A 25,475-nucleotide genomic window follows, 5' to 3' on the forward strand; every position below is an offset into this window, starting at 1 on the left:
CAAAATATATAAATATTTTAGTGAATTTTTCTCTTTGCTTTTTTTTCATCTTTAACACCTCTTATACTAACAATAAAGTTACTATATTAGTTTAAAACATAATAAAAGAAATATCAATTACAAAATAAAAAACCGTGTTATACACGGTTTATTTAAGCTATCTTGGCTCTACTATAAACTTTATAGCTGTTCTCTCTTCTCCCTCTATAGTTATCTCAGAAAAAGCTGGAACAACTACTAAATCTATTCCATTAGGTGCAACAAATCCTCTGGTAATTGCAATTGCTTTTACTGCTTGGTTAACAGCTCCTGCTCCTACTGCTTGAACCTCTGCAGCACTATTTTCTCTTAAAACTGCTGCTAAAGCACCTGCTACTGATTTCGGCTGTGATTGTGCTGATACCTTTAATACTTCCATATTCTATTCCTCCCTAAAAATCTGGTGTAACAATTTTCATAGGGATAATATTCTATAAATTGTTTAAATATCCTTCTTTATACTTTTTTATCAAATATTCATAAATCGACACTTTTTCCCATGTATCTCCAAAATTCATAAGGATTTCGCCTCTTTCTAAGCTGCCGTCTTGAATAACTTTAATATTTATTGTCTTTAATTGTTCTATAATGTCATTAAAAAATTTCTTTTTTGAGGCATATAGTTTTGATATATCTTTACCATTTACTGCTATAGTTATATCTCTATTTTGATATTTATAAGCTTTATCCAAGATAATATCTCTAAATATACTTCCTTCTACTAACTCTCGAAAGGCTGGATGAAAAGGACCGGCTATAACATCAACACCTTCTCTTATTTCTTCTGTAGGCTGAAGTCCTATTCTAATTACACGAATATCATTAGCCTCATACATGCCATATAGAATTTTACTTATTTCAACAGCTTCATCCAAACTATACGGATTATATATTTTCATTTCGTACATTTTTTCCATAGGGGTATCCTTAACAACAAGAGATGGATAAATTCTGCACATATCAGGTTTCATAATTATACTCTTTCTTACAGTTGTAATATCTTTCTCAAAATTATCACCAGGAAGTCCAACCATGATTTGATGACCCAAAGTAAAACCATATTCTTTTATAAGCTTAGAAGCTAGTACAACATCCTCTTCAGAGTGCCCTCTAGCAGATTTTAATAAAACCTCACTATCTAAAGATTGGACACCTAACTCTATAATATCTACTGAATATGCTTTTAGATTATCCAAAATAAATTCATCTATATAGTCAGGCCTAGTTGAAAGCCTAATAAAATCTATCTTATTTTGCTGTTTATACTCTGCGGCTACTGCTAAAAGTTCTTTTTGCTTATTTATATTAATAGCAGTAAAAGTTCCACCAAAGAATGATATTTCGATAATAGAATTATCTTTAGGTATTGTTTTTAAGTACTCCTCTACAGTATTTGATACATATAGAGCATCAACTATGGCATCACTGCCAGTTATGCTGTTCTGATTACAAAATACACAATCGTGTGGGCAACCTTCGTGAGGAACAAAAATAGGAATTATATAATGTGCTTTATTCATCTCTTCCCTCCAAAAAATTTAAAGCAGCCTTAGCAGAATTTTGTTCAGATTCCTTTTTACTGAATCCTGAACCTTTACCAATAACTTCATTGTTCACTAAAACTTCTGTAAAAAACTCTCTTCTATGTGGTGGCCCTTCAAACTTTATAAGGTTATATATAATTGATACATCACCATTCTTTTGCAGTAGTTCTTGAAGTTTTGTTTTATAATCTAATATAATTTCATTATTTATAGCTTCATGAATTGTATTATTGAAATTTCTTATGATAAAATCTCTAGCTACTTCAAATCCAGCATCTAAATAAACTGCTGCAATAACTGCTTCTACACAATCAGCTAAAATGGATACCCTAGTCCTTCCGCCTGTAAGTTCTTCTCCTTTACTCATCCTTATAAAGCCGCCTAATTCCCACTGTTTTGCTATTTCATAAAGAGAATTTTCACAAACGATTAATGCTCTAGTTTTAGTTAATTGCCCTTCTGATTTATCACTATAGTTCTTATAAAGATATTCTGAAATACACAATTGCAAAACAGAGTCTCCTAAAAACTCAAGTCTTTCATTATACTTTATATCTTTCTTTTGATTTGCATATGAGCTGTGAGTTAAAGCTTCCTGCAGTAACTCTAAGCTAGTAAATTGAATTAATATTTTTTTTTGAAGCACTTTTAAATTATTCTCTAAATTTTTCATTATACGCATGCACCTCAGTCCAAAGTTTATTCTTCAGTTTGCTAATCACGCTAAGTAAATTCAAGAATAAACTAAGATATTATAATTTAAAAATATAAGCCCCGTAATATAACGGGACTTACATTTACTCTTCTATATGAGACTTTATGTAATCAACTACATTTCCCACGGTGTTAATTTTTTCTGCCTCTTCGTCTGGGATTTCCATATCAAATTCTCCTTCTAAAGCCATTATAAGTTCAACTATATCAAGAGAATCAGCACCTAAATCATCAATAAATGAGGACTCCATTGTTATTTCTTCTTCATCAAGACCTAATTGGTCTGCTATGATGCTTTTAACTTTTTCAAATACCATATGCCTTCACCTCCTAAAACTAAGTTATACTAAGATAATATTACATAACCTTAATATCGTCAATAAGAATAATATTATACTTCTTCAAATTCTGCAATACTAGTTTGCTCATTTTTTTCTAAAACTTGTTGAATCTTAGATATAATCTGGTTATCATAAAAATTTATTGCCTGCCTAATAGCATTTTTAAACGCTTTAGCATCTGAACTTCCGTGTGCCTTTATACAAATACCTTTTACGCCTATAAAAGCCGCACCACCATATTCTTTATAATCGAATTTCTTCTTAATATTTTTAAATGCAGGTTTTAAAAGAGCGCCTCCTATTTTTGTTGTAAAGGATGACATAATTTCTTCTTTCAAAACATCAAAGATGTTAGCTGCAACACCTTCATACATTTTTAAAACTGTATTTCCTGTAAATCCATCACATACAACTACATTTACATCACCACTAGGAATTTCTCTAGGTTCTATATTCCCTACAAAGTTAAAATCTGCTTCTTTAAGCAGTTTATGCGCTGCCTTAGTAAGTTCATTTCCCTTTTCTTCTTCGGCACCTATATTTACAAGTCCTATAGTAGGATTGTTCACTTTTAGTATATTTTCAAAATAGATTTTACCCATGAGTCCAAACTGAACCAAATTTTCTGGTTTACACTCTGCATTTGCACCACAATCTATTACCATAAACGGCCCATTTTTTCCAGGCATTATAGGTGCTAATGCTGGTCTGTCTATTCCTTTTATTCTTCCAACAATAAATAGAGACCCTGCCATGAAAGCGCCTGTGCTTCCAGCTGACAGCACTGCATCAGCTTCTTTATTCTTTACAAGGGCTAATGCTTTTGCTAAAGATGATTCCTTCTTTTTTCTTATAGCCATAACTGGGTGCTCATTTGGTGATATAACTTCTTTAGCATCTAAAATACGTATTTTTTCCTTTTTATAATCATATTTATTTAGCTCTTGCTGTAATGTATCCTCAGGACCAGTTATTATAATATCTACATCATATTCTTTTACAGCTAAAACGCAGCCTTCAACTACCGCTTTAGGAGAATTATCCCCACCCATTCCATCTACTGCAATAATCATAATTATACCCAATAAACTACTATTAGGTATTTCACTTCCTTTCGTTAAATATTATACTAACATTATACTTTTATGTAAAAGTATATTACAAACAAAAAATAAATACAATAAAAATAAAAGAAAGTCCTAAGACTTTCTTTTTATTATTGTTCAGATGCAACAACTTCTTTTCCTTTATAATATCCACAGTTCTTGCATACTCTATGTGCAAGCTTCATTTCATGGCACTGAGGACACTCAACGATTCCAGGTAAGCTTAGTTTGAAAGTCTGAGCTCTTCTTGAATCTCTTCTTGACTTTGAAAATCTTCTAGCAGGATTTCCCACTGTAAACACCTCCTTATTCAGCTGAAAACAAATCTTTAAGTTTTGCAAGCCTAGGATCTATATCATCATCTTCACAATTACAGGAAGAAAAATTCCTATTTGTTCCACAATGTTGACATAACCCCTTGCAATCTTCCTTACAAAGTTTTTTCATTGGTAAGGAAGTAATGATGTTATTTTGTATGATTTCTGTGATATCTATGGTATCACTATCAATAAAGAAGATTTCTTCATCTTTATTGTCAGGATTATACGTGAATTTCTCACTTATAGGAACATTCAATGCATAGTTAAAGCCCTCTAGACACCTTGAACAGCTTAAAATAAGTTCAGTTTCCAAATTGCCTTCTAGCATTAAAATATCGCCAACCATAGCTAAATTTAAATCAAGTTTTACAGGCTTTGAAAAGTTTATATCCTCCCCAGCGACTGAAAACTTATTTTCATTATAAAGCAAATGCATTTCTTTTTTTGCATTTTTCTTTTTTAATATGTCTGCAACATCTATTATCATAGTATCACCTCTATGCATTAGCCACAATTTATTATATAGACACCTGAAATAAATGTCAAGTTTTATTTGTTTTTCAACACAAAAATGCCAAAATTTATTTAATAAGATTCATAGTATCCCTAGCTATCATTAATTCTTCATTTGTTGGAACAACAAATACTTTAACTTTTGATTCAGGAGTACTAATTTCAAGAGCTTTTCCTCTTGACTTATTCTTTTCTAGGTCTAGCTTTATTCCAAGATATGAAAGCTTACTGCAAACAGCTTCTCTTGTTTCTGGAGAATTTTCTCCAAGACCAGCTGTAAATACTATACAGTCTACTCCATCCATTGCTGCTACATAGGAACCAACTGTTTGTCTAACCCTATAGTTGAATATATCAAGTGCAAGTTGAGCTCTCTTATTTCCTTCTTTCCAAGCTGCATCTTCGATATCTCTAAAGTCACTGCTTACACCAGATACTCCTAAAACACCTGACTTTTTATTCATTAAATTATTAACTTCTTCAATTGATAAATTCATTTCCTTCATAACAAAAGGAATTATTGCAGGGTCAATATCTCCGCATCTAGTTCCCATAACAATACCTGCAAGTGGAGTAAAGCCCATGCTTGTATCTACAGATTTTCCTCCATCAACAGCGGTAATACTTGCTCCGTTTCCAAGGTGACAAGTAATTATCTTTAAATCCTTTATGTCTTTATGCATCATTTCAGCAGCTACACCAGAAACATATTTATGTGAAGTACCATGGAAACCATATTTTCTTATTCCATAGTTAGTATATAGTTCATATGGCAATGCATAAAGATATGCTTCTTCAGGTAAAGTTTGATGGAATGCAGTATCAAATACTACAGACATTGGTGTATTTGGCATAAGCTCTCTACAAGCATTAATACCTATTATGTTTGGCGGATTATGAAGTGGTGCAAGTTTTGCAACCTCTTCAAGAGCAGCCATAACCTCATCATCTATAAGAACAGATTTAGAATATTTTTCTCCCCCGTGTACTACTCTGTGTCCAACTGCTGATATTTCTGACATATCAGCTATAACTCCATTTTCTTTATCTACAAGAACGTTTAATACTATTTTTATAGCATCCTTATGATCTTGCATTGGTGTCTTTACAATATATTTTTCTCTTCCTTCAACTTTTTGAGTTAAAACCGAACCTTCTATTCCTATTCTTTCAACTAACCCACTAGCTAAGTTTTTTTCATTTTCCATATCAATCAACTGATACTTTAATGATGAACTACCACAGTTAATAACAAGTATTTTCATATGTACTCTCCTCCAATTTTGCCTATTTTTGAGCTTGCGCTTGTACTGCAGTAATTGCAACAACATTTACAATATCTTCAGCACTGCATCCTCTTGATAAATCATTTATTGGTTTTGCAAAACCTTGGCAAACTGGTCCAATAGCTTCTGCTCTAGCAAATCTTTGAACAAGCTTGTAACCAATATTTCCAGATTGCAAATCAGGGAATATAAGAACATTCGCTTTACCTGCAACACTGCTTCCAGGAGCCTTTTGATCAGCAACCTTTTGAACTATGGCAGCATCTAATTGAAGTTCTCCATCAATATTTAAGTCTGGTCTCATTTGTTTTGCAAGCTCAGTAGCTTTTCTTACCTTTTGTACTAGTTCATGATCAGCGCTTCCCATTGTTGAAAACGATAACATTGCTACCTTTGGCTCCATATGGCATATATTTTTTGCAGTTTCAGCAGTGGAAATTGCTATAGAAGCTAATTCTTCTGCTGTTGGATTAGGATTAACAGCACAATCGGAGAATACCAACATTCCTCCATCGCCATAATCGCAATTAGGTACATGCATTATAAAAAAGCTTGATACTAAAGAAATCCCAGGGGCAGTTTTAACTATTTGAAGTCCAGGTCTAAGTAAATCTCCTGTAGTATGTATAGCGCCTGAAACCATTCCGTCAGCATCGCCCATCTTTAGCATCATTGTTGCAAAATACATTGGGTCTCTAACGATTTTGTCAGCCTTTTCAATAGTCATTCCTTTATTCTTTCTTAGTTCGTAAAATTCATTTACATACTTTGAAAGATTTACAGAGGAATTTGGATCCTCGATTCTAATTCCTGAAATATCTACATCTAGACCTTTTGCTTTTTCTCTAATTTTCTCACTGTTACCTACAAGTATTATGTTGGCTAATGAATTTTTCTTTATTTCTCCAGCAGCTTTAAGATTTCTCTCCTCTTCGCCCTCTGGAAGAACGATATTTTTCATATCATTTTTAGCCATTTCGTAAATCTGCTTCATTAGTTCCATATTTAAATCTCCCTTCCAAGTTTAACAGTACACACACATCATATATAATATACCTCTTTATGTTGTAATTTTCAACAATTTATCTTAAATTCTTTGACATATGTTAAATTCTGGCCTTATAATTTTATCAATTGAATTAGTTTTTCTTATTTGTATAAAATAAATTATATTAATAAAAAGGATAGTGATTAAATTGAATATAACAGGAATTATTACTGAATATAATCCTCTTCATAAAGGCCATCTATATCATATAAAAAAGACTAGAGAAGCAACAAACTGTGATGCTATTATATGTATAATGAGTGGAAACTATGTACAAAGAGGTATTCCAGCAATCATTGATAAGTGGAATAGAACTAAAATGGCACTTTTGAATGGTGTGGATTTAGTTATTGAATTACCTGTAGTGTATAGCCTTTCCTCAGCAGAATTTTTCAGCTTTGGAGCAGTAAGTTTACTGAATAATCTTGGAATTGTAAACAATCTATGCTTTGGAAGCGAAATTGGAAGCTCTGATATTTTATTAAAAATAGCCGAGATACTATATACTGAACCAGAAGTTTATAAAGAAAGTCTAAAAAGAAATTTGAAACTAGGACTTCCTTTTCATAGTGCAAGGCGTATTGCTTTAAAAGAATATATTGCTTCAATAGAAAACTTTAATTCACCTGAAAATATTGATGTTATATTGAGTACTTCAAATAACATTTTAGGCATAGAGTACTGTAAAAGCATAGTTAAACTTAACAGCAGCATTAAACCCTATACTATTAAAAGAGAGGGAAGCGATTATAATAGTGGTGAACTTAGCGATACTTTTTCAAGTGCCACAGCTATAAGAATGTATCTAAAAGGTGGGAGTAATTTCTCAGAACTAAAACCTCACTTACCTGAAAACACTTTTAATCTTATTAGAGATCTTGTAAAATCAGGTTATAATTTTACCTATGAGGATTATATGTATCCTTATATAAAATATAAATATTTTGAAAGAGGTTATGATATAAATAATATTCCAGATGTGTCTGAAGGACTAGATAATAAAATTAGAAAAGCTTTAGATAATTCTAGCAGTATCCATAATGTAATTGAGCTGGTTAAAAGCAAAAGATATACTTTCACAAGAATAAGTAGAATTTTATGCCAGTACTATATAGGTTTTGAAAATTATCAAACAGGTGCACTAAGGACTTCTGAAGCCCCATATGGAAGAATTTTAGGTTTTAATAAAACTGGAGCAAAAGTACTAAGGCATATTAAAAGCAATGCAAGTATTCCTATATATAATAAGATTCCAAGGCAGCAAAATGAGCATTTATCCTTGGACATTTTATCAACGCAGAAGTATAGTGTTATAAATAGTTCTGTAAAACACAATGATGACTTTCTAATAAGCCCAATAATAATTTAGTAATATTAAAACTTAACTAAAATATATATATACAAAAGTAATATATGAGGAGTTTAAAAACATTGCCGTTTTTATTTTATGCTTTTATTGTTATCATATTGGTGCTTTTATTTATCTTATTTAAAAGTGCAAATAAAAATCTAGTTGTAACAATTGTTTGTTCACTTTTAATTTTGCAGATTATATTGACACCAAAACTATGTATTGATTCAGCTCTGTCTGGTGCTAGATTATTTTTTAATAAAGTTTTCCCATCATTATTTCCTTTTTTAATTCTTACAAATATAATGATGAGCTATGATGGAGTGAAAATTTATGCAAAACTAATGGGTAGTGCACTTTGTAAGCCACTAAGACTTCCGAAGCAGTGTACTTTTGTACTTATTGTTAGTGTACTATGCGGTTATCCATTAGGGGCTAAATATGCTTGTGATTTATACGAGGATGGGAAGATAGATCTTGTTACTCTTCAGAGGCTATTAAATATTGCAACTAATGCTAGCCCTTTATTTGTTATAGGGGCCGTTGGAACTTCTATGTTGGACAGCCCATATCTAGGATATATGCTGCTGTTGTCCAATACACTTTCATGTATTGCTATGGGCTTATTTATGCCAAGCCATCAAAAATCATTTAATAATAGAGTTATGTCTTTTCCTTCAACTGCTAATGCAGATAATAAAAATATAGGAAATATTCTAAAAGATAGTCTTGATAACTCTATTAAAACCTGCTTATCAGTAGGCAGCTTTGTAATTATTTTTTCTGTTATAATTAGAATAATAAAAAGCAATATCTTTTTTGATATTGCTATAGATAAAATCTCAAATATATTAGGATTTTCAAAAAATATAATTGAAGGCCTTGTTTTAGGTCTTATAGAGATGACAAATGGATGCAATTTAATATCATCAACTTCAATAGATATGTATTATAAATTTGTGATAATAAGCTTTATGCTTTCATTTAGTGGATTCTCAATTATCTCTCAAGTATATTCTTTTATTTATAAATATAATGTATCTACATCACGATATATTAAATTAAAATTTGTTCAAGGAATACTTTCATCAATGATAAGCATTGTGATTTATAAGCTATCGGTAATAAATGTACCAATAGCTACATTTAGCAATACATATAAATCCCAAACAAATTTATTCTATATAATGGCTATTATTATTTTTATTCTGCCATTTGCAGCAGCCAAAATTAAAAAGTTATTTAGTACCTCTTAATTCCTTAATATTTTCTCTTATAGTATGAGAAGATGAATCAATTTGTTCATCCATGGATATCAAAAAATCTTCAACTTGTTTTTTTATGTTCTCAAGCATGTCCTTACCCTTTGTATTCATCTCGCTTTCAAGTTGACAGAGAATTTCATCTGCATAATCCCGTGCACCTAATCTCATAGTCTTTGCATCCCTTTGAGCTGAAGCAATTATTTCTTCGGCTCTTAATTTTGCATCCTTAGTTATATCATGAGTTTCCACCTGTCTCTTCAATATATCTAAGCTCTCTTTTTTTATTGTATCACATTCACTTAATGCCTCACCTAAAATTCTTTCCTTTTCATCCACAATCCACTGAGCTTTCTTAAATTCATCTGGTAAGCAATTAACTATTTGATCAATTACATTCATTACTTCCTTTTTATTAATAGCTACCTTTCCCGTAACTGGAATCTTAGGTGATGTTTCTACAATTTCCTGAAGGTATTCTAAAAGCTTTATTACATCCACTAGTCTATCCCCCCATTTTTATAATGATTTTATTATACCTTGTTTATTAGTCTTCAAAAGTAAATACACCATTGTTATATGTACTATTCTTCCTTGTATCTGTAAAAGCAAACTGTTGTATTGCCATATTTTCTCTTATCAACAAGTATGATATTTTCATTACCTTCATAAATTACTTCACTAGTGTCAATCTTTGTTACTATAAGGCCATCTCTTTTTAAAAGACCCTTTTCATCTATAATTTGTACAGCAGGTGGGATTAAGTCCTTTAAATATGGTGGATCTATAAAAACAAGATCAAATATAATATTTTTTCTAGCAAAATCTTTTAAAACCTCGTAGGCATCTCCATTAATTGACTTACAAATATCCTGAAACTTTAAATTTTCAATATTTTTTTGCAATAAAGGATAAGTCAGAGGGCTTTTATCGATTAAATAGCAGAATTCTGCTCCTCTGCTAGCAGCTTCAAGGCCAAGGCTTCCTGTTCCAGCGAATAAATCCAAAGCCACTGCTCCAGGTACATCATTTTGTATAATGCTAAATATAGATTCTTTTATTCTGTCTAATGTAGGTCTTGTTTGCATGCCTTCAGGTGACAAAATTTTTCTTCCTTTAGCAAGACCTGCAATTATTCTCATATTGTTGCCTCCCTTTTATATAATTAGATAATATATTTACTTATAACTAGCTTAATACAAAATTCGATACTTTTCAAGAATTATAAGTAAAGATTAAAATAAAAATGGTTAATTATTGAAAAAAAGGAGCATGTTGCTCCTTTTATTTATTGCCTATAAGCTGGCTTTCCGAAATTTCCTTTAGCCTGCTCATATATGAAACATTACTTATTGCTTCATATCCGTAAGACTTACTACACTTTATACAATCTCTATCATTTTTATTAGCTAAACTCTCTAAAGACATGCCCTGTTTCTGATTAAAATCTAATCTATTTTTACTAGCTGTTTTATAAAAACCGCAGTAGTTAATCATAACTTTTCGGCACCTCCTAACGATTTAAAGCTATAAAACAATTCTATTGTATACTATTATATTAACCTTTTTTTTACTTAATAAACTTGTAATGTGATGGTACAATTTTAATTAAAACAAATAAGTTTTGAACTATTTTCAATCTTAAGTAAAATTTCATTTTTAACTTTAATATCATCTGAATTTTTACTTAGTATAATATTTTTAGCTTCAGTATTTGCTACTTTAAGAAGCTCAATATCTTCTACAATGTCTGAAAGTAATAACTTGTCTACTCCGTGCTGCCTTATTCCAAATAGATCTCCACTGCCTCTGATTTTCATATCCTCTTCAGCTATATAAAATCCATCAGAACTTTTTTTCATTATTTCCATTCTTTTTTTTGTTACTTTATTTTTTATATCCGCAATAAGAATGCAATATGATTTATGCTCGCCCCTACCAACTCTGCCTCTTAGCTGGTGAAGTTGTGATAGTCCAAACCTCTCAGCATTTTCAACAATCATCATAGTAGCGTTTGGAACGTTTATTCCAACTTCAATTACAGTAGTGGATATTATTACTTTAGTTTCTCCACTTTTAAATCTATTCATAATCTCATCTTTAAGTTTACTTGGCATTTTACCATGTAATATTTCAGTTTGTATATGACTAAAATAATTTACTTTAAGTTCCTCATAAAGTTTTTCTACAGAACTCAAATCCAAATCTTCATTATCCTCTACAAGTGGACATACAATATAAATTTGTCTTCCTTTATAAATCTCTTTTAAAGCAAATTCATAAGCTTCAGATTTATTCTCTTTAGAAATATATGTAGTATCAATACGCTGCCTGCCTGGTGGCAGTTCATTTATAATAGATACATCTAGGTCTCCATATAAGTAAAGTGCAAGTGTCCTAGGTATAGGAGTTGCAGTCATAACCAAAACATCTACATTTTTTCCTTTATTGAAAAGCTTGCTCCTCTGCATAACTCCAAATCTGTGCTGCTCATCTGTAACTATCATACCTAAATTTTTAAATTCCACATTATCTTCTATTAAGGCATGTGTACCTATAATTATATCCACTAAGCCTTCCGAAAGTTCATTTTTTATATTTTGTTTTTCTTTTAAGCTTAGACTTCCACATAATAATTTAACATTCACATTAAATCCCTTTAAAATCTTTTGAACTTCATTATAATGTTGAGTAGCTAATATTTCCGTTGGAGCCATTAGAGCACACTGATAGCCATTTTTAACTACATTAAACATTGCAATTATTGCTACTATTGTCTTTCCACTTCCTACATCACCTTGAACTAACCTGTTCATTGGAGTTTTTTTCTTCCCATCTAGAAGTATCTGTCTAACAACTAAACTTTGGGCATTGGTTAAAGTGAATGGAAGTTTTTCTTTAAGGTCATTAAGTTCTGGTGCTATTTTGAAGGCAATACCTTCACAATTTCTATTTAGATAATCCTTAAGCATTAATATTTTTAACGAAAATGTAAATAACTCCTGAAACTTAAGTCTTCTTTTAGCTTCCAAAAGTGCTTCAAAGCTGCTAGGCTTATGAATATTTCTTACTGCATAGTCTAAATTACAAAATTTATATCTATCAATAATATAATCTGGGAGATTTTCAATAATTTTTACCTGAGATAGTATACTACTAATTGCCTTGATAAAAAAGGAGTTATGAAGCGCCCCTTTTAAAGAGTATTTTGGAGTAACCATGTAATTTGTATCATCAATCCCCAAGCTACTTGATTCATTTTTACTAAAAGCAACCTCATTACTATCACTAATATATCTATCACAATTTGTTTCAACTGCTGCATTTACAATTACTATTTCTTTACTCTTACTATCTAATTTACCTGTAAGAATATAATCCCTACCAACAACAAATTTATTCTTCATATAAGGCTGATTAAACCACTTTCCAACTATTTTTTCTTTACCTCGATTAAAAATTACAGTTGTAATAGTTTTACCAGTTCTAGTTCTAAAATCACTCTTAATAGCTGAAGCGCTACACTTAATCATTACCTTATCGCTAACTGAAGAGTTAAGGCTATTATTATTTAATTCAACTTTTTCATAATCTCTAGGAAAATATAGTAGTAAATCCATTAATGTAAATATGCCACAATTATTAAGCTCTTTTTCTGTTTTAGGACCAACACCCTTTATACTCCCTATTGAGCAGTATAAATTCATTAAATTTCACCTCATACTAAAATTAAATAAAAAAAGCCATTTAGGCTTTTTTTATTCAACTGATATTATAAAATAATATAGTGGTTGTTTACCATTATAACATTGTACATCCATATCTGGATACTTTTCTTCTATCACTTCAATGAGCTCATTTACCTTTTGTTCTTCAGCATCTGCTCCAAAGAAAATTGTTATAAGTTCACTATCTTCATCACACATATTTTCTATAAGCTTTTCACATACTTCATAAGCATCCTTTCCAACTTCATTGATTTTTCCTTCAATAAGTCCAAGGATGTCTCCTTCTTCTATGGTTTTACCATCCATTTCTGTATCTCTAACAGCATATGTAATTTGTCCTGTTTTAACAGTTCCTATTGCATCTTTCATGCTATCAACATTATCTTCCAAAGTGCCCTCAGGGTTAAACATTGTAACTGAAGTTATACCTTGTGGAATAGTCTTTGTAGGCAAAACAATAACATTTTTATCTGTTAGCTCTGCTGCCTGAGAAGCAGCCATAATTATATTTTTATTATTTGGAAGAACGAAAATATTTTCTGCGTTCAAGTCATTTATACACTTTAAAATATCCTGAGTACTTGGGTTCATAGTTTGACCACCCTCAATAACGTAATCGACACCCAAGTCTTCAAAAATTTGCTTTACTCCTTCACCCATAGCTACAGCAATAAAACCATATTTTTTTTCTTCCATTTCTTCTAAGCTTTTATCTTCTGATGAAACTGCTTTCTCTGTCAAAGATTCATCAAAAAGCAAATTTCTATGCTGTTCTCTCATATTTTCAATCTTAATTTTAGAAAGTTCACCACGCTTTAAAGCTTTTGATAGAATTAGGCCTGGATCATTTGTATGTATATGAACCTTAACTACATCTTCGAGTCCCACGACTATCATAGAATCTCCATGTGGCTCTAAATCATTTCTAAATTCTTCTACATTTACATTATGTGCTTTAACAAAAAATTCAGTACAATATCCGAATTTAATATCTTCTTCACTTATACTTCCTGCAGGAGTATAACTTACTTTTGACTTTTCATCTGTAAAATTAACTATTTCAGCTTTAATATTATCTTTTAAAGCTTCCATCATTCCCTTAAGAATAATTAAAAGACCCATACCTCCAGCATCAACCACTTTGGCTTTCTTTAAAACTGGTAAAATCTCTGGAGTTTTATTTAGCATAATTTCACTATGTTCACAAATATCTGTCATAAGTAAGGTAACGTCTGTATTTTGGCTCTTCACAGCGCTTTCACCAGCAGCTCTTATGATAGTAAGAATTGTGCCTTCAGTAGGTCTCATTACAGCTTTATAAGCTGATTTTGAACCTTCAAGCATAGCATTTGCAAATTCTTCTGCATTAACCTCATTTTTATTTTCTAATCCTTTAGAAATTCCTCTAAAAATTTGGGATAATATAACTCCTGAATTTCCCCTTGCACCCATAAGAGCACCTTTAGCTAGCTTTTTAGAAACTTCTCCAATGGAATTAGATTGTATTCCTTCTATTTCGGTAACTGCAGCTCTAAATGTCATTGACATGTTAGTACCAGTATCTCCATCGGGAACAGGAAATACATTTAAAGAATTTACATATTCCTTTTGCTCCTCTAATTTATTAGAAGCATTTACTACCATATTATAGAAATGCTGCCCGTTGATTTTTAAGTGTTCCATTTACATAGTACCCCCTCTAGACTCTAACACCTTGAACATTTACTGTAACGCTTGCTACTTTTAATCCTGAATAGTTTTCTACGTTGTATTTTATCTTTTGAATTATATTATTTGCAATTACAGAAATTTTAGTTCCATATTCAACAATTATATATAATTCTATAAGCAGACTTTCGTCTTTGTTGTGAATTTTAACTCCTTTACTCAAACTTTCGCCCTTTAATAGAACCCATAGTCCATCGGTAGCATTTTTTGACGCCATTCCAACAACACCATAGCATTCCATTGTAGATACTCCAACTATATTAGCTACTACTTCTTCTGAATAATTAATATAACCATATTCGTTGGCAATATTACCTATCATAATATCCCTCCTAAATATAAAACAACCATATAGTCTATTTTATATTAAATATCTGATTTATTCAAGAAATTTAATATTTATCATGAAAGTTTTACTAATAATTTTATATTTCTATTGCAAATAATAGGTTATATATGATAAAATAAACGTGTTTGAATTGAGAAGGACTAATCTTCACAATTGCCAAGGAGGTGTTTTGGATGTCAAGAAGATGTGAAATATGCAATAAAGGTGTTATGTCAGGACAACAAGCCAGCCACTCCAATCGTAAGACTAAGAGAAAGTGGGCTCCAAACCTTAGAAGCGTAAAAGCTATAGTTAGCGGAACACCTAGAACTATACATGTTTGTACAAGATGTTTACGTTCAGGGAAAGTACAACGCGCTATATAATAATAAAAAATGCAGTTGTTTAACAATTGCATTTTTTATTACTTTTTTGACATATTTTATTTTCTTCTAAAGAATTTAATAATTGAAGATAAAAACTTAGGTAGTTTAATAGCAATAATTCTCATATAATCCTCCTTTAATGATGAGAGTGTTCAATTATATACCAACCAGCAAATATGAGTCCCGCTCCTACCGCTATAATCCATCCCCAAATGGGAACAATAAATGTTAAAACAATTCCTACGCCAACAGCCCCGACAATCCACCCTATGTTCACTTTTTTGTTATATCTTTTTTTAGACATTATTATCCCCTCAACACATTTGTTCAATATTAGTATATGATTAGTTATGATAATTGTTACAATTAAAATAAAAAAACCTGCATTAAAAAATACAGGTTTTAAAATTCTTTCATTATATTAATCTTTGCTTTCAATAACTAAAAGCGTACCGCTTGTAAAAGTAATGATTACTTCTTCTTCTTTAAATTCATTAGAAATGGTTAATCCATCTCCGATAGTTAGCTTATAATTATTAAGATTAAACTTAGATCCAGATATGCTTAGATTATCAACAGTTTCATCAAATGCAAATAATGAAAAGGTATCACCCTTAGCTCCATGAATCTTAACAGTTTCTCTTGATAAAAAAATCTTGTTATTATTATCAATAATATAACCAGTTATGCCATTTTCAATGCAGTCAAGCAGAACACCTATATTTCCAATAGAATGATCTAATCTCGTACCAGTACATCCTAAAAAGGAAATATGAGATATTCCAAGCTCTAATGCCTTCATGAAGGCTAACTTAGTGTCAGTAAAATCCTTATCCTTTGGAAACTTTTCAATTTTTGTACTAGATATTTTAAAAAACTCAAAAGCCTCTTTACTTACTGAATCAAAGTCCCCCATTAAAAAATCAGGTAAAACATTCTCTTTGTATAAAAAATCAGCACCACTGTCAGCACATATTAAATAATCACTATCGGATAATTCTCTTCTTAGTAAATCTATTGGAGGTGGTGTACCACCAGATAAAACTACAGCTTTCATATTAGAATTCCCTTTTTATTATTTCAATGTTTTCCTTTATTTCGCCGCCTTTAAATACTGCAGAACCTGCGACCAAAACATTTGCTCCTGCAGATTTTAGTTCTTTTATGTTTGACGCATCTACTCCACCATCGACTTCAATTAGAAGATTATTATTATATTTTTCTGCTAAAGCTTTTACCTCTCTAATTTTATCTAGCGCATAACCAATAAATTTTTGGCCACCAAATCCGGGATTTACACTCATAATAAGAACCATATCAAGCTGTGGAATTAAATGCTTGATATTTTCCACTGGCGTTGCTGGGTTTAGTGCAACTGCTGCTTTAACACCAAAGCTTTTAATATAATTTATTGTTCTATCTAAATGTTTATCAGCTTCAAAGTGAACAGTTATAATATCTGCTCCTGCCTTTACAAAGTCCTCTATATATCTAGAAGGCTCCTCAATCATAAGATGTACATCAAAAGTTAGCTTCGTTAGATTTCTAATACTCTTAATAACTGGTATACCAAAGGATATATTAGGTACAAACATACCATCCATTACATCTATGTGTACTATATCTGCTCCGTACATTTCCAATGCTTTTACATCTTCACCTAATTTTGAAAAGTCTGCAGAAAGTATTGAAGGTGCTAATTGTATCATCTCTTGTTCCTCCCATTCAAAATTTCTTCTAAAGTTTTTACATAAAAATCATATCTTTCTTTTGCTATGATTTTATCTTCAACAGCTTCTTTCACTGCACAGCTAGGTTCTTTATAATGCATGCAGCCCGTAAATTTACAGTTATCCATATGGTCATCAAATTCAGGAAAACAAAGCTGAAGTTTTTCCTTTGTAATAAAATCCATGCTTAATGAAGAAAAGCCTGGCGTATCTACAATATAACCTTTATACACCTCAATGAGTTCGCAATGTCTTGTTGTATGCTTGCCCCTACCTAGTTTCTCACTAATCTCTCCTGTTTTCATTAGCTCTTTTCCTGTAAGTCTGTTTAAAATAGTGGATTTACCTACACCTGAAGGTCCACATAATACTGTAACATTGTCCTCCAGCATATTCTCTAGGTGGCTTAAGCCTATTCCCTCTCTTGCATTTAAATAATGAACCTGGTAGCTAGCTTTTTCAAACATTTCAGCGGTAGTATTTAGCTCATTTATATCTGCCAAATCTACCTTATTAAAGCAAATTATTGGTCTAATATTATTAAATTCGCATAATATAATAAATCTATTTAACAAATCCAAATTTAAATCTGGGTCTTTCAGAGTAAAAATAACATATGCTTGAGTTACATTAGCAACTGGGGGCCTAAGCAGCTCGCTGCTGCGTTGATTTACGCCTTCAATTACTCCCTTTTTCCCTTGCATGGCTATTTTCACCCTATCACCCACCATAGGGGTAAGTTCAGTATGCCTGAACTTACCCCTAGCTTTACATTCAATTATTTCATTATCAACTTTTACATAGTAAAATCCTGCTATACCTTTTACGATTATTCCTTCCATAGGTCCTCCTGAATTAAACCCCTTCATAAATTTAGTGAGTAGTAGTTGTTGGTGGTGGAGTTTGTTCTGGTGCCTGAGCTTTTAAAGTAATCTTTGTTCCTTTATCAACTGAACCTGCACCTGGATTCTGTGCTATTACTATGTCATCAGGTTTCCCTGAAGCTGTAATATCAGCATCAGTAAATCCTAAGGCCTTTAATTGATTTATTGCATCTTGAAGTTTAGTTTTACTTCCTACAAAATCTGGAATATTGATTTTTACTGGTGCTACATAAACATAGTAAGTAATATCTACAGGAGTCTGCTCTTTAACATTAGGAGCACCAGGATCGATACTTTGGGATTTAACTTTATTATTTAAATTTGGATCACTTGTTTCTACTTTAGTTTGATTTCCCATTTTAAGACTAGCAGCATTTAATAACGCTGTTGCTTCATCTAAGGATCTGTTCATAATATTAGGTACTTTTGCATACTTAACTTCTGGCCCTTTACTTACAATTAAATTAATAGGTGTTCCTTCTGCAACTTCTGCATCTGCCTGTGGGTCTTGGCTAATTACGTTATCTTTTGGAACAGTATCATTAAAATCAGAACCAATGTTACCAACCTTATATCCACTATTTGTAATAATGTCTTTTGCTGTATTAATATCATAATCCTTAAGAAGAGGCACTTTAGACTTCTTTGGTCCATTACTTAATATAACTCTAACTTCCGAATTTGCTTTTACGCTAGTTCCCTCATCTGGAGATACAGCAATAACAGTACCTTCTGGCTGGTCGCTCTTATCTCTGCCGCCTAAAACATATTTTAATCCTAAATCTTCAAGAGCCTTCTTTGCTTCTGCCTCTGTCTTGCCCTTAATAGTTGGAACAGTTACATCTTTGCTTGTTAAACTGTTATTATTTGTTTTTGTTTTAGATAGTAATACACCAGAAATAATTCCTACTGCGGCTACAAGTATAGCTATTAAGACTCCAATTAATATCTTCTTTGTCTTATTTGATACTTTCTTTTTACCATCTCTATCATAATCATCATATTCATCATCTTCATCATCTTCACTCAATACTGGCTGCATTATTCTAGTATGCTCATCTTCATGATTTTCGCTTGTTATTATGCAATTAGAATTATTTTTAATTCTATGCAAATCCATAAGCATATCCTTAACAGTCTGATATCTTCTTATTGGTTCTTTTTCAATAGCCTTTAGGATTAACGCATTCATACTGTCAGGAATGTTTCCATTTAATTGTTTTGGAGGCACTACTGGTTCTTGAATATGCTTTAGTGCCACAGAAACTGGACTTTCAGCATCATAAGGGACTCTTCCAGTTACCATTTCATACATAACGATACCAAGTGAATATATATCAGTTCTTCCATCTACAAAGCTTCCTTTAGCTTGTTCAGGAGAAAAGTAATGGGCAGATCCCATAACCTTGCTGGAGTTTGTAATAGTTACTGAACTTGAAGCTTTTGCAATTCCAAAGTCTGTAACCTTTACTGTTCCATCTTCAGTGACTAATATATTTTGAGGTTTTATATCTCTATGTACAATGTTATTTTTATGTGCACATTCTAGTGCTTTAGCTATTTGTATAGCCATATCTAATGCACGTTGATAGTCTAATTTTCCATTTTCAATTATTATTTCCTTTAAAGTTTTACCTTTTACATATTCCATTACGATGTAATTTATGTTTCCTTGTGATCCTACATCATAGATATTTACAATGTTATTATCAGAAAAACTGGCAGCTGCAGTAGCTTCCCTTTTAAATTTATCAACAAAATCTTTATCTTTAGTATATTCTTCCTTAAGAATCTTTACTGAGACATACCTATTTAATAAATGGCATTTAGCTTTATATACCTCTGCCATGCCTCCTTCACCAATTTTCTCAAGGAGTTCATACCTATTACCTAGTAAAGTACCTATCATCTTTACACTCTCCCTCAAATATTATAACAGAAATATTATCTCTTGACCCCTTTTGCTTGCTAAGTTCTACTAACTTACTGCAGGCTATCTGGTTGTCATTATTTGTTGCTATTTCAAACATTTCATTTTCATACACATCATTAGAAAGACCATCACTACATATTAATATTTTTTTTATTTTTTCAAGACCAAGTTCAAAAATATCTATTTCCACGTTTTTACTAGTACCAATTGCTCTTGTAATAATATTTTTATTTGGATGATGATAAGCTTCTTCTTCTGTAATGCTTCCATTATCCAATAATTGCTGAACTAATGAATGATCTTTTGTTACTCTTTCAATCCTATCTTCATAAATTGCATAACATCTGCTATCACCTACATTTGCAACAATTAGAATATTATCCTTTACTAAACAAGCTGTTATTGTAGTTCCCATTCCTTTAAGATCAACACTTTGCTGAGCAAAATTGTATATTTCAATATTTGCTGCTTCGATTGCATTTTTTATTAATTCTTTTTGAGGGCACGCATCTCTATGACTTTTTATATATTCAATAGTCTTTTCTACTGCAAATTTACTTGCTACTTCACCAGCATTATGTCCCCCCATACCGTCAGCAATTACGTAAAATCTGATGCAATCATCTTCTAAAAAACCAGCATAATCTTCATTTAGGTCTCTGTTATTCCCTATATCAGATAAAACCCCCAGCATACCTTTACACCCCTTTATTATCTTTTCTTGCCTCTAAATAACTTCTTCTAAGCTGCCCGCAAGCTGCATTAATATCAGCCCCCATCTCTCTTCTAACTGTGGTTTCTATACCGCAGCTATTTAAAATATTGCCAAACTTTTTAATTTTTTCAGAAGTTGATTTTTTAAAATTATTTTCTCTTACTTCATTTACTGGAATCAAATTTACATGACATAACATCCCTTTTAAAATCTCGCACAATTCTTTTGCCTGCTCTTCATTATCATTAACATTGCTAACCAAAGAATATTCAAAGGTAATTCTTCTATTAGTCTTATTTATATAATACTTACAAGCTTCCAATATTTCATCTATAGAATATTTATTTGCAACTGGCATCATAGTTTTACGAAGTACATCATTAGGAGCATGCAGTGATATTGCAAGTGTTATTTGCAAATCTTCATCAGCCAATTTCATTATTTCGGGAACTAACCCGCAGGTTGACAATGTAATATGCCTCTGTCCAATGTTTAATCCATAGCTTGCATTAACTAGTCTTATAAATTTAATAACATTTTCATAATTATCTAATGGTTCTCCGCTGCCCATAAGAACAATATTTGATATTCTCTCACCAGTAATCTTTTGAGCTACTAGAACCTGAGCAATAATTTCCCCTGAGGATAAATTTCTAACCATACCTCCGACTGTAGATGCACAGAATTTGCATCCCATTCTACATCCAACTTGTGTAGAAACGCAAATAGAATTACCATGTTTATAACGCATTACTACACATTCTATAAGATTTCCGTCATTATAAGCTAATAGAAATTTCTCTGTACCATCTATATCTGATTTGAATTTATCCACTACCTCAGGAATGCTAAAATAAAATTTATCTTTAAGTTTTTCTATAAGAGATTTAGGAATATTATTCATTTGATCAAATTCTAAAGTACCTTTATAAATCCAATCTAAAATTTGTTTTGCTCTAAAGGTGCTCTCACCTTCTTCACTGATCCATTGCTTTAGATCCTCTAAATTAAAATCTAAAATATTTTGCATATGTCCTCCAACTAACATTGTCTCTTAAGTTTTGCAATAAAGAAACCGTCCATGTACTCATTAGGTAAAATTGTTACATATCCTTTTTCATGATAAATAAGATTATCAAGTTTTCCATAGTAAAGTGGTTCTACTGAAATAGCTGGAAATTGCTTAGTAAGCCACTCAATATTTTCTTCATTCTCATGCTTATTAAGAGTACATGTGGAATATATCATTATTCCTCCAGGTTTTAAGTACTTCACTGCATTTGATATGATTTTTCTTTGAATATCAATTAATGTAGATAAATCCTTTAATGATTTTGACCACTTAATTTCTGGTTTCTTTCTTATAATTCCAATTCCAGAACATGGTACGTCAATTAATATTCTATCTGCAGAATTTCTCAATGAATCGCTATAAGTTGTTGCATCAAGAATCTCGCAGGATATATTCGTAACACCCAATCTTTTTGCATTATCTTCAACTAGCTTTAATTTATGATTATAGATATCAAAGGCCTTTACAGTACCTGTATTGTCCATTAATTCCGATATATGAGTAGTCTTACCTCCAGGTGCGCTACACATATCAAGCACAAGCATATCTTCCATTAAATCTAAAGAAGGTGCCACAAGCATTGCACTTTCATCCTGAACAGTTATAAATCCATCCCTGAACAATGGATTGTTCTCAATATTTTTCCCTTTTTCTATTCTAATAGCCTCTGCACAAACATTACCTTCTTCAACATTATAACCCAAATCACATAACTTTTGAAATGCTTCATCAAATTTTATCTTTAAATTATTTACCCTGATAGTCACATTTGGTATTTTATTAAGGCCTTCTAGAATACTTATAGCATCCTTTTCTCCATATTGATCTATTAATAAATTAACCATCCAAGGTTCAAAGGAATAATCATAGCTTAGTTTACTTATATTATTAGAAATTTCAGCAGGCTGTTTAGCTAAACTTCTAATATAATTTCTAAGGACTCCATTTACTAATTTTGAGGAACCTATAGATCTGTAATTTTTTGATATATTTACAGCTTCATCTACTGCAGCAAAATCAGGTATTTTATCTAAATACTTTATCTGATACACTGTCATCCTTAATAAGTTAAGTATAAAGCTATCTAAGCTATCTATACCATTTTTTAAGAATGAAGCCAATATTATATCTATAGTATACTTATACTTAATGGTTCCGTATACTATTTCTGTTACTAGCCCTTTATCCTTTTCATTGAGTTTAGATTTATTAAGCTGTTTACCAAGCTCAATATTTGAAAAGGCATTTTTACCCAATACATTGTTAAGAATATCTACTGCAACTTTTCTAGCATTATCCATTTATTTTACCTCTATTTTAATCATTACGTCTACTTAGAACTATCAATCTAAGTAACTGCGATATGGCTGTTAGCGCCGCTGCTACATAAGTCATTGCAGCTGCATTTAGTACTTCTTTTGCATTACCAATTTCATCACCAATTAGTATACCTCTATCCTCAAGTATTGCAAGTGCACGGCTAGAAGCATTAAATTCAACAGGCAAAGTTATTAACTGAAAAACTACAACTGCCGAAAACAAAATTATTCCTATTTTAATAAGACCAGGCATTCCTAAGAAAAAACCTAGTATAAATATAATCCATGAGGCATTTGAACTAAAAGTAACTACAGGAACAATAGTATTTCTTAGAATTAAAGGGCCGTAACTTTCTTTGTGTTGAATTGCATGACCAGTTTCATGAGCTGCAACACCAATGGAAGCAACAGATGTTCCATAAAAAACGCCTTCAGAAAGTCTCATTACTCTTCTAGATGGATCATAGTGATCTGACAATTTTCCTGGAATTATTTCTACTGGTATGTCATAAAGTCCATTAGAATCTAAAAGCATTCTAGCAACTTGTGCTCCATTATACCCGTTTCTACTTGCTATCTTTGAATTTTTTTCATATGCAGAATTAATCTTCATTTGAGCCCAAATTGATATTAACATCGCAGGAACTAAAATTATAAAGCTACTATCCCATATCATCGTATAACTTCCTTTCATAAATATAATTTATCAAAATAGTTAATATAATCTATAAATCTAACTTAGGATTGTTCCTACTTCAAGTGTATTTCCTTTTATATACTCTTCTACCTCTAAAGCCTTTCCTCCAGGAAACTGTATCAACTTAACCATTAACATTCCTTCTCCACAAGCAACAAGAATTCCATTTTTGGATACTTCAATAATTTCACCAGAAATTTTATTGTGGCTTCGCATAACTGGTTCAGCTTTATAAATCTTCATTGTTAAATCATCATAAGTTGTATATGCAACAGGCCATGGATTCAATCCTCTAATAAGGTTATTTATATTATTTGCACTTTCATTCCACTTAATTTTTGCAATTTCCTTGTTTAGCATTGATGCATAACAACTAAGTGAATCATCTTGAGCTTCGGGTTTTATCTCACCATGAACCATACCTTCAATAGTCTTAATTAGTAGATTAGCTCCATCCTCCATTAAAATATCATGTAATTCCCCGCCAGTCATAGAATCATCAATTATCGTTTCACTTTTAAGCAGCATATCCCCAGTATCAAGTCCTACATCCATAAGCATAGTAGTATTTCCGCTTTTTTTCTCACCATTTATTACCGCCCATTGTATAGGTGCTGCACCCCTATACTTTGGAAGCAGCGATGCATGTAAATTAATACATCCGTACTTTGGAATTTGTAGCACTTCTTTAGGAAGTATTTGTCCAAATGCAACTACTATAATAAAATCAGGATTGATTTTTTTCAGTTCGTTAATTGCTTCAATATCTGTTCTAATCTTTATTGGTTGAAAAACAGGAATATTGTGTTCTACTGCTACTTCTTTTACAGCTGAGAAAGCTAACTTTTTACCCCTACCTTTTGGTCTATCAGGCTGAGTAAAAACTGCTTTTACATCATGATTTTCTATAAGTTTTTTTAAAGCCGGAACTGCAAAGTCTGGAGTCCCCATAAAGACAATATTCACTATAATTACTCCTCGCTTTCAATTATTTTATCTACAAATAATACACCCTCAAGATGATCAATTTCATGGCATAGGGCACGTGCAAACAGTTCTTCGCCTTCAACCATAACCTCTTCCCCTTTTTCATTTAAAGCCTTAACTTTAACCTTATAAGGTCTTAATACACTTCCCCCTTTTCCAGGTATACTAAGGCATCCTTCTTCATCAATTTGCTCTCCCTCACCTGAGATTATTTCTGGATTAATTAATGCTACAGGTCCATCTCCAACATCTATAACAATAACTCTTTTTAGAATTCCAACCTGTGGAGCTGCAAGTCCAACACCGTCTGCATTATACATAGTATCTAACATATCTTTTATTAAAGTATGGATTCTATCATTTATTTCCTCAACTTTTCTACTTTTCTTTCTTAAAACTTCATCACCATATGTTCTAATATTTCTTAAAGCCATTTCTTTACCT

General features: G+C 31.6%; 29 protein-coding genes. 3 read left to right on the forward strand and 26 right to left on the reverse strand.

Features of this window, described 5'->3' with window-relative positions:
* Positions 1-157: 157 nt before the first annotated feature.
* The 9 genes from bsdE14_RS21350 to pta all read right to left on the reverse strand — a co-directional run bounded on the left by bsdE14_RS21350 (position 158) and on the right by pta (position 6,866).
* The gene (locus tag bsdE14_RS21350) at positions 158-418 is read right to left on the reverse strand and encodes a stage V sporulation protein S (RefSeq protein WP_021655065.1); all 261 of its coding nucleotides are present in this window, start codon (positions 416-418) and stop codon (positions 158-160) included.
* Between the two features lie 52 nt (positions 419-470).
* On the reverse strand, positions 471-1,559 hold the full coding sequence (locus tag bsdE14_RS21355) for an elongator complex protein 3 (protein ID WP_264852045.1): 1,089 nt from the start codon (positions 1,557-1,559) through the stop codon (positions 471-473).
* Positions 1,552-2,256, reverse strand: coding sequence for a ribonuclease III (rnc, locus tag bsdE14_RS21360; RefSeq protein ID WP_264852046.1), 705 nt, complete (start codon positions 2,254-2,256; stop codon positions 1,552-1,554). Before rnc ends, bsdE14_RS21355 begins: the two co-directional genes overlap by 8 nt.
* A gap of 124 nt (positions 2,257-2,380) precedes the next feature.
* Complete coding sequence (gene acpP, locus bsdE14_RS21365) at positions 2,381-2,614, reverse strand: acyl carrier protein (protein WP_264852047.1); 234 nt, start codon at positions 2,612-2,614, stop codon at positions 2,381-2,383.
* A 74-nt stretch (positions 2,615-2,688) separates the two neighbouring features.
* Positions 2,689-3,711, reverse strand: a complete 1,023-nt coding sequence (gene plsX / locus bsdE14_RS21370; RefSeq protein ID WP_264852048.1) for a phosphate acyltransferase PlsX — start codon at positions 3,709-3,711, stop codon at positions 2,689-2,691.
* Between the two features lie 143 nt (positions 3,712-3,854).
* Positions 3,855-4,037 carry a 50S ribosomal protein L32 gene (gene rpmF, locus bsdE14_RS21375; protein ID WP_264852049.1) on the reverse strand — a complete coding sequence of 61 codons (183 nt, stop codon included), beginning with the start codon at positions 4,035-4,037 and terminating at the stop codon, positions 3,855-3,857.
* Positions 4,038-4,050: 13 nt separating this feature from the next.
* Complete coding sequence (locus bsdE14_RS21380; RefSeq protein ID WP_264852321.1) at positions 4,051-4,551, reverse strand: YceD family protein; 501 nt, start codon at positions 4,549-4,551, stop codon at positions 4,051-4,053.
* 94 nt (positions 4,552-4,645) lie between these two features.
* Positions 4,646-5,842 carry an acetate/propionate family kinase gene (locus tag bsdE14_RS21385; RefSeq protein WP_264852050.1) on the reverse strand — a complete coding sequence of 399 codons (1,197 nt, stop codon included), beginning with the start codon at positions 5,840-5,842 and terminating at the stop codon, positions 4,646-4,648.
* Between the two features lie 22 nt (positions 5,843-5,864).
* On the reverse strand, positions 5,865-6,866 hold the full coding sequence (gene pta / locus bsdE14_RS21390; protein WP_264852052.1) for a phosphate acetyltransferase: 1,002 nt from the start codon (positions 6,864-6,866) through the stop codon (positions 5,865-5,867).
* Positions 6,867-7,059: 193 nt separating this feature from the next.
* Here pta and bsdE14_RS21395 point away from each other — a divergent pair, with 193 nt between their 5' ends.
* On the forward strand, positions 7,060-8,280 hold the full coding sequence (locus tag bsdE14_RS21395; protein ID WP_264852322.1) for a nucleotidyltransferase: 1,221 nt from the start codon (positions 7,060-7,062) through the stop codon (positions 8,278-8,280).
* A gap of 62 nt (positions 8,281-8,342) precedes the next feature.
* Positions 8,343-9,518, forward strand: coding sequence for a sporulation integral membrane protein YlbJ (gene ylbJ / locus bsdE14_RS21400; protein WP_264852053.1), 1,176 nt, complete (start codon positions 8,343-8,345; stop codon positions 9,516-9,518).
* Here the strand turns inward: ylbJ and bsdE14_RS21405 are convergent.
* The 6 genes from bsdE14_RS21405 to bsdE14_RS21430 form a co-directional block, all read right to left on the reverse strand.
* Positions 9,501-10,025 (reverse strand): ATPase, encoded by a 525-nt coding sequence (locus bsdE14_RS21405; RefSeq protein WP_264852054.1) that lies wholly within the window; start codon positions 10,023-10,025, stop codon positions 9,501-9,503. The genes ylbJ and bsdE14_RS21405 overlap by 18 nt on opposite strands.
* A gap of 83 nt (positions 10,026-10,108) precedes the next feature.
* Positions 10,109-10,666, reverse strand: coding sequence for a 16S rRNA (guanine(966)-N(2))-methyltransferase RsmD (gene rsmD, locus bsdE14_RS21410; RefSeq protein WP_264852055.1), 558 nt, complete (start codon positions 10,664-10,666; stop codon positions 10,109-10,111).
* 142 nt (positions 10,667-10,808) lie between these two features.
* A complete protein-coding gene (locus bsdE14_RS21415) occupies positions 10,809-11,021 on the reverse strand; it encodes a hypothetical protein (protein ID WP_264852056.1) in 213 nt (70 codons plus the stop codon).
* 107 nt (positions 11,022-11,128) lie between these two features.
* On the reverse strand, positions 11,129-13,231 hold the full coding sequence (recG, locus tag bsdE14_RS21420) for an ATP-dependent DNA helicase RecG (RefSeq protein WP_264852057.1): 2,103 nt from the start codon (positions 13,229-13,231) through the stop codon (positions 11,129-11,131).
* Positions 13,232-13,282: 51 nt separating this feature from the next.
* Complete coding sequence (locus tag bsdE14_RS21425) at positions 13,283-14,935, reverse strand: DAK2 domain-containing protein (protein ID WP_264852058.1); 1,653 nt, start codon at positions 14,933-14,935, stop codon at positions 13,283-13,285.
* 16 nt (positions 14,936-14,951) lie between these two features.
* Positions 14,952-15,302, reverse strand: a complete 351-nt coding sequence (locus tag bsdE14_RS21430) for an Asp23/Gls24 family envelope stress response protein (protein ID WP_264852059.1) — start codon at positions 15,300-15,302, stop codon at positions 14,952-14,954.
* A 200-nt stretch (positions 15,303-15,502) separates the two neighbouring features.
* On the opposite strand from bsdE14_RS21430, the gene rpmB reads away from it, so the two are divergent.
* Positions 15,503-15,694 (forward strand): 50S ribosomal protein L28, encoded by a 192-nt coding sequence (gene rpmB / locus bsdE14_RS21435; RefSeq protein WP_264852060.1) that lies wholly within the window; start codon positions 15,503-15,505, stop codon positions 15,692-15,694.
* 136 nt (positions 15,695-15,830) lie between these two features.
* On the opposite strand, the gene bsdE14_RS21440 is transcribed toward rpmB, so the two are convergent.
* From bsdE14_RS21440 to def, 11 genes are all read right to left on the reverse strand, one after another.
* Positions 15,831-15,998 carry a hypothetical protein gene (locus tag bsdE14_RS21440; protein ID WP_264852061.1) on the reverse strand — a complete coding sequence of 56 codons (168 nt, stop codon included), beginning with the start codon at positions 15,996-15,998 and terminating at the stop codon, positions 15,831-15,833.
* Between the two features lie 117 nt (positions 15,999-16,115).
* Positions 16,116-16,751: a thiamine diphosphokinase gene (locus bsdE14_RS21445; RefSeq protein ID WP_264852062.1), complete on the reverse strand. Its 636-nt coding sequence runs from the start codon at positions 16,749-16,751 to the stop codon at positions 16,116-16,118.
* 1 nt (position 16,752) lies between these two features.
* Positions 16,753-17,403 (reverse strand): ribulose-phosphate 3-epimerase, encoded by a 651-nt coding sequence (gene rpe / locus bsdE14_RS21450; RefSeq protein WP_264852063.1) that lies wholly within the window; start codon positions 17,401-17,403, stop codon positions 16,753-16,755.
* Entirely contained in the window at positions 17,400-18,266 is an 867-nt protein-coding gene (gene rsgA, locus bsdE14_RS21455; RefSeq protein WP_264852064.1) for a ribosome small subunit-dependent GTPase A, read from the reverse strand. The genes rpe and rsgA overlap by 4 nt, the downstream gene beginning before the upstream one ends.
* 31 nt (positions 18,267-18,297) lie before the next feature.
* Positions 18,298-20,217 carry a Stk1 family PASTA domain-containing Ser/Thr kinase gene (gene pknB / locus bsdE14_RS21460; RefSeq protein ID WP_264852065.1) on the reverse strand — a complete coding sequence of 640 codons (1,920 nt, stop codon included), beginning with the start codon at positions 20,215-20,217 and terminating at the stop codon, positions 18,298-18,300.
* Positions 20,195-20,935 (reverse strand): Stp1/IreP family PP2C-type Ser/Thr phosphatase, encoded by a 741-nt coding sequence (locus tag bsdE14_RS21465; protein WP_264852066.1) that lies wholly within the window; start codon positions 20,933-20,935, stop codon positions 20,195-20,197. Before bsdE14_RS21465 ends, pknB begins: the two co-directional genes overlap by 23 nt.
* 4 nt (positions 20,936-20,939) lie before the next feature.
* A complete protein-coding gene (rlmN, locus tag bsdE14_RS21470) occupies positions 20,940-21,986 on the reverse strand; it encodes a dual-specificity RNA methyltransferase RlmN (RefSeq protein ID WP_264852067.1) in 1,047 nt (348 codons plus the stop codon).
* A gap of 11 nt (positions 21,987-21,997) precedes the next feature.
* Positions 21,998-23,329, reverse strand: coding sequence for a 16S rRNA (cytosine(967)-C(5))-methyltransferase RsmB (rsmB, locus tag bsdE14_RS21475; protein ID WP_264852068.1), 1,332 nt, complete (start codon positions 23,327-23,329; stop codon positions 21,998-22,000).
* A gap of 16 nt (positions 23,330-23,345) precedes the next feature.
* Positions 23,346-24,023: a zinc metallopeptidase gene (locus bsdE14_RS21480; RefSeq protein WP_264852069.1), complete on the reverse strand. Its 678-nt coding sequence runs from the start codon at positions 24,021-24,023 to the stop codon at positions 23,346-23,348.
* 57 nt (positions 24,024-24,080) lie between these two features.
* Positions 24,081-25,010, reverse strand: a complete 930-nt coding sequence (fmt, locus tag bsdE14_RS21485; RefSeq protein ID WP_264852070.1) for a methionyl-tRNA formyltransferase — start codon at positions 25,008-25,010, stop codon at positions 24,081-24,083.
* Positions 25,011-25,015: 5 nt separating this feature from the next.
* Complete coding sequence (gene def, locus bsdE14_RS21490) at positions 25,016-25,465, reverse strand: peptide deformylase (RefSeq protein WP_264852071.1); 450 nt, start codon at positions 25,463-25,465, stop codon at positions 25,016-25,018.
* Positions 25,466-25,475: the final 10 nt, after the last annotated feature.

Origin of the sequence: Clostridium omnivorum (assembly GCF_026012015.1) — a bacterium.
Classification (GTDB): Bacteria; Bacillota; Clostridia; order Clostridiales; family Clostridiaceae; genus Clostridium_AX; species Clostridium_AX omnivorum.

Bases quoted from the DNA above. Each gene is read 5' to 3' on its own strand.
- bsdE14_RS21350 (WP_021655065.1), bottom strand. From the start codon at position 418: ATGGAAGTATTAAAGGTATCAGCACAATCACAGCCGAAATCAGTAGCA.
- bsdE14_RS21355 (WP_264852045.1), bottom strand. From the start codon at position 1,559: ATGAATAAAGCACATTATATAATTCCTATTTTTGTTCCTCACGAAGGT.
- rnc (WP_264852046.1), bottom strand. From the start codon at position 2,256: ATGAAAAATTTAGAGAATAATTTAAAAGTGCTTCAAAAAAAAATATTA.
- acpP (WP_264852047.1), bottom strand. From the start codon at position 2,614: ATGGTATTTGAAAAAGTTAAAAGCATCATAGCAGACCAATTAGGTCTT.
- plsX (WP_264852048.1), bottom strand. From the start codon at position 3,711: ATGATTATTGCAGTAGATGGAATGGGTGGGGATAATTCTCCTAAAGCG.
- bsdE14_RS21380 (WP_264852321.1), bottom strand. From the start codon at position 4,551: ATGATAATAGATGTTGCAGACATATTAAAAAAGAAAAATGCAAAAAAA.
- bsdE14_RS21385 (WP_264852050.1), bottom strand. From the start codon at position 5,842: ATGAAAATACTTGTTATTAACTGTGGTAGTTCATCATTAAAGTATCAG.
- pta (WP_264852052.1), bottom strand. From the start codon at position 6,866: ATGGAACTAATGAAGCAGATTTACGAAATGGCTAAAAATGATATGAAA.
- rsmD (WP_264852055.1), bottom strand. From the start codon at position 10,666: ATGAGAATAATTGCAGGTCTTGCTAAAGGAAGAAAAATTTTGTCACCT.
- bsdE14_RS21415 (WP_264852056.1), bottom strand. From the start codon at position 11,021: ATGATTAACTACTGCGGTTTTTATAAAACAGCTAGTAAAAATAGATTA.
- recG (WP_264852057.1), bottom strand. From the start codon at position 13,231: ATGAATTTATACTGCTCAATAGGGAGTATAAAGGGTGTTGGTCCTAAA.
- bsdE14_RS21425 (WP_264852058.1), bottom strand. From the start codon at position 14,935: ATGGAACACTTAAAAATCAACGGGCAGCATTTCTATAATATGGTAGTA.
- bsdE14_RS21430 (WP_264852059.1), bottom strand. From the start codon at position 15,302: ATGATAGGTAATATTGCCAACGAATATGGTTATATTAATTATTCAGAA.
- rpmB (WP_264852060.1), top strand. From the start codon at position 15,503: ATGTCAAGAAGATGTGAAATATGCAATAAAGGTGTTATGTCAGGACAA.
- bsdE14_RS21440 (WP_264852061.1), bottom strand. From the start codon at position 15,998: ATGTCTAAAAAAAGATATAACAAAAAAGTGAACATAGGGTGGATTGTC.
- bsdE14_RS21445 (WP_264852062.1), bottom strand. From the start codon at position 16,751: ATGAAAGCTGTAGTTTTATCTGGTGGTACACCACCTCCAATAGATTTA.
- rpe (WP_264852063.1), bottom strand. From the start codon at position 17,403: ATGATACAATTAGCACCTTCAATACTTTCTGCAGACTTTTCAAAATTA.
- rsgA (WP_264852064.1), bottom strand. From the start codon at position 18,266: ATGGAAGGAATAATCGTAAAAGGTATAGCAGGATTTTACTATGTAAAA.
- pknB (WP_264852065.1), bottom strand. From the start codon at position 20,217: ATGATAGGTACTTTACTAGGTAATAGGTATGAACTCCTTGAGAAAATT.
- bsdE14_RS21465 (WP_264852066.1), bottom strand. From the start codon at position 20,935: ATGCTGGGGGTTTTATCTGATATAGGGAATAACAGAGACCTAAATGAA.
- rlmN (WP_264852067.1), bottom strand. From the start codon at position 21,986: ATGCAAAATATTTTAGATTTTAATTTAGAGGATCTAAAGCAATGGATC.
- rsmB (WP_264852068.1), bottom strand. From the start codon at position 23,329: ATGGATAATGCTAGAAAAGTTGCAGTAGATATTCTTAACAATGTATTG.
- bsdE14_RS21480 (WP_264852069.1), bottom strand. From the start codon at position 24,023: ATGATATGGGATAGTAGCTTTATAATTTTAGTTCCTGCGATGTTAATA.
- def (WP_264852071.1), bottom strand. From the start codon at position 25,465: ATGGCTTTAAGAAATATTAGAACATATGGTGATGAAGTTTTAAGAAAG.